The organism is Thomasclavelia sp., assembly GCF_047249845.1.
GTDB lineage: Bacteria > Bacillota_I > Bacilli_A > Erysipelotrichales > Coprobacillaceae > Thomasclavelia.
Genome location: NZ_JBKTWO010000101.1, coordinates 1 through 3,693 on the forward strand (window position 1 = coordinate 1; position 3,693 = coordinate 3,693).

Sequence of the window (3,693 nt, forward strand, 5' to 3'; positions counted from 1 at the left end):
TTGTTTATGTGTCCTGTGATCCCGGGACACTGGCAAGGGATTTAAAGCTGCTGGAAGAGAAGGGGTATCGTACAGAAATTGTGCAGCCTCTGGATATGTTTCCATTTACACATCACGTCGAATGTGTGTGTCTGATAGTGAGAAAATAAAAGTGCAAAAAAGCCCATGAATAAAGGCTTTTCGACACTTTTTGATAAGCAAAATTTGAAGCACTCAAAATGGGGTGCAACTGATAGTAAATGCTAATTTGCCTGATTTTAATAAAAGTCAGGCTTTTCTTGTACATTTTTTCCTTGTTTTAGTGTTCGAGAAAAAAAGAGATTTAAGGTAAAACATAAAAGCAAAAAATCTAATATATGTTTAAAATAATAGTGATTTAAATGATGATTATAGTATGACATTTACTTAATTTAAGTATATAATAAAGGTAGTTGATCACATGTTATTATTATAAATTTGGCAGGAGGTGTTAAAGTGATTTTTGATAAATTAGAAAAAGAAATATTTACTCATTCTGAGCAAAGTATTGCTGATTATATTTTGAAAAACCCATATTCTTTAGATGAATTAACAGCTGATGATTTAGGAATGATTACATTAACTAGTAAATCTACTGTATTTAGGTTTTGTAAAAAAATAGGTGTAGGCAGCTATGAAGAACTTAAAAGAGTCATTCAACAAGAAAATTATGAAAGAGATAAGATTAAAGATATTCGATTAAAACAACCATTCAATAAGTATAGTGGCGTAAGTGATATTTTAGGAAAGATGCCTCATTTTTATAATGTTGCAATAGTAAACACAAATTTGATGTTAAATAAAGAATTAGTGAGAAGTATCGTTCAAAAAATAAAAAATGCAGAAGTAATTGATTTCTATTGTTCAGGAGTAACACAAGCAATAGCAGAATCAGCAATGTTTAAATTTCAAACATTGGGTAAGCAGTGTAATATTTTCACAAATTTAAATGAGCATTATGTTATGAGTACAAAAAACAATAAAAGAGTATCCATTATTCTTTCATTTACTGGAGGAAATAAGCAAGCAGTATATAGTGCTAGAAAGGTTAAATCTATTGGCCAGTATACATTAGGTATTGGTGGAGAAGAATTTGATGATTTAAAAAATGTTTGTGATCATTACTTACAGGTATATGATAAAAATATTATAGCTGGTTTTGAAATGATGTTACTTGCAATATCAATGAATTACATTTTAGATATTTTATTTGCCTGTTTGTTAGTAAAAGATTTTGATTATCATATAAAGAATGCTTTAGATGTGGAGAATATTTCTAGTAAGAAAGAGGATTTTTGAAACTCATAATTTCAAAAAAAGTTCTCTTTTTTTTCTTAGTTTGAAACTTTAAGACCATTGATATTTAGCTATATTGTATGTGCTTACATTGGTTGCTATAATGCAATTGTCAATACAGAAAGTATAAATATTTAAAGCAAATGTAGAGGAGGAAAAAGTATGACAAATAAAGAATTAGCCACACAAATTCTTGAATTAGTAGGTGGGAAAGAAAATATTTCAGCAGTCACTCACTGTATTACTCGTTTAAGGATGACGATCAAAGATTTAAACATTATCAAGGAGGATCAAATTAAAAAGCTTCCTGGAGTTATGGGGGTGAACCTTGTAGAAGGGCAATATCAAGTTATTTTAGGTCCAAAAGTTGCAGATGTCTTTTTGGAATTTGAACCATTAGTAGGTTTATCAAAGAATAATGAAGTGCCAAAAGAAAAGAAAAAACTACTTGCAGTAATTCTTGATACTTTTACAGGAATATTCACACCAATTTTACCAGCTATCATTGGTGCAGGGTTATTAACAGGAATTTTATTAGGATTAATGTTTGCAAATGTTATTTCACCAGATGGCGAAATGTTTAAATGGCTGATGTTATTCTCAGATGCAGCATATTACTTCTTACCATTCTTATTAGCAGTAAGTACAGCGACACATTTCAAATGTAATCGTTACTTGGCAATGGTTGTTGCAGGAATTATGCTTCATCCTGATTTAATTAATATGCTTGGAGACGGAACAACACATCATTTATTAGGAATTCCAGTATTTAGTGCTTCTTATGCTAGTTCAGTTCTTCCAATTATTATGACAGTGATTGTAATGAGCTATATAGAAAAATTCTTTGCTAAAGTAGTGCCAAGTATTTTAAGAACAATTTTGGTTCCATTACTTACAGTGTTTGTAACTGGAGTGTTAGTTATTGTTGCGATTGGTCCAGTTGGCTCTATGATCAGTGATGTTCTTGCTTCAAACTTCTTAACATTTTATGTAAATTATGGAGTTATTGCTGGAGCCATTTTCTCTGGTTTCTTCCCAATTATGGTATTATTAGGAATTCATAATGGATTTACACCTGTTATGGTTCAGTCTTTATCGACATACGGTGTTGAATACTTAATGGGACTAAATGTCGCTTCTAACTCAGCACAAGCTGGAGCAACATTTGCCGTCTTCCTAAAAACAAAAAATCGCGATTTTAAATCATTAGCAGGAACAGCGGCTTTAAATGCAATTCTAGGTATCACAGAACCAGCATTATATGGAATTACTTCTAAATTAAAAAGACCACTTATCGGAGTATGTATTGGTGGAGCAGTAGGTGGTGCTATTGCTGGATTCTTCCATGTAACTGCAACAGGTATGGCAACAGGACCTATCATTGGTATTCCATTATTCTTAACAGATACATTTATTTGGTTTGTTGTATCATGTACAGTGGCGTTTATTGTAGCATTCATTTGGGTAATTGTAACTGGATTTGATGATGTAAAAGATGATGAATATACAGAGGGATTTGATTCACAAGAACAACAAAAGAATCTTCCATTAGGTAAAATTAATGTTGATGCTAGTTGTGAAGGAAGTGTTATTCAAATGAGTGATATTCCAGATAATGTATTCTCAGAAGGAATGATGGGACAATGCTTTGCAATAGAACCAGTAAATGGAAAAGTAGTTTCTCCAGCAAATGGAACAATTACAGCGGTTTTTCCTTCAAAACATGCAATTGGAATATTAACTGATGAGGGATTAGAACTATTGCTTCATATCGGCATTGATACAGTTAATATGAATGGTGAAGGATTTAACTGTCATGTTAGACAGGGACAAGCAGTTAAGAAAGGGGAGTTATTAGTTGAAGTTGAACTAGAAAAAGTGAAAAAAGCAGGTTATCCAACAATGATTATACATGTTGTTTGCAACTCAAATGATTTTCAAACAATTCAATTGACGAATGAAAAGAATGTTCAAGCTGGACAAACAGTGTTAACCATAGAATAGGAGAAGTCAAGATGCATAACGAAATACAATTTCCTAATAACTTTTTGTGGGGAGGAGCGATTGCAGCTAACCAATGTGAAGGTGCAGTGTTAGAAGATGGTAAAGGATATTCAACTGCAGACGCTTTACCTGATGGTGTCTTTGGTGATGTTTCTATACCGCCAAAGGAAAATTATTTAAAACGAATTGGAATCGATTTTTACCATAAATATAAAGATGATATTGAATTATTATCTGAAATGAATTTCAAAATTTTGAGAGTATCAATTGCTTGGCCACGCATTTATCCAAATGGAGATGAAAAAACACCTAATGAAGCAGGATTGAAATATTATGATGATTTATTTCATGAGTTAATAAAACACAATATTGCGC

3 protein-coding genes and 1 pseudogene are annotated in these 3,693 nt (G+C 31.7%); all 4 read left to right on the plus strand.

What is annotated here, in order from left to right; genetic code table 11:
- Positions 1 to 149 (plus strand): annotated as a pseudogene (locus ACLR9T_RS13500) (23S rRNA (uracil-5-)-methyltransferase RumA); the annotation flags it as partial.
- Positions 150 to 474: 325 nt separating this feature from the next.
- Complete coding sequence (locus tag ACLR9T_RS13505; protein WP_413110023.1) at positions 475 to 1,317, plus strand: MurR/RpiR family transcriptional regulator; 843 nt, start codon at positions 475 to 477, stop codon at positions 1,315 to 1,317.
- A gap of 159 nt (positions 1,318 to 1,476) precedes the next feature.
- Positions 1,477 to 3,318 carry a beta-glucoside-specific PTS transporter subunit IIABC gene (locus ACLR9T_RS13510; RefSeq protein WP_413110024.1) on the plus strand — a complete coding sequence of 614 codons (1,842 nt, stop codon included), beginning with the start codon at positions 1,477 to 1,479 and terminating at the stop codon, positions 3,316 to 3,318.
- 11 nt (positions 3,319 to 3,329) lie between these two features.
- A partial coding sequence (locus ACLR9T_RS13515; protein WP_413110025.1) for a family 1 glycosylhydrolase occupies positions 3,330 to 3,693 on the plus strand: 364 nt, incomplete at its 3' end.

Excerpts from the sequence above, each read along its gene's own strand:
- ACLR9T_RS13510 (WP_413110024.1), top strand. The coding sequence starts at position 1,477 with ATGACAAATAAAGAATTAGCCACACAAATTCTTGAATTAGTAGGTGGG.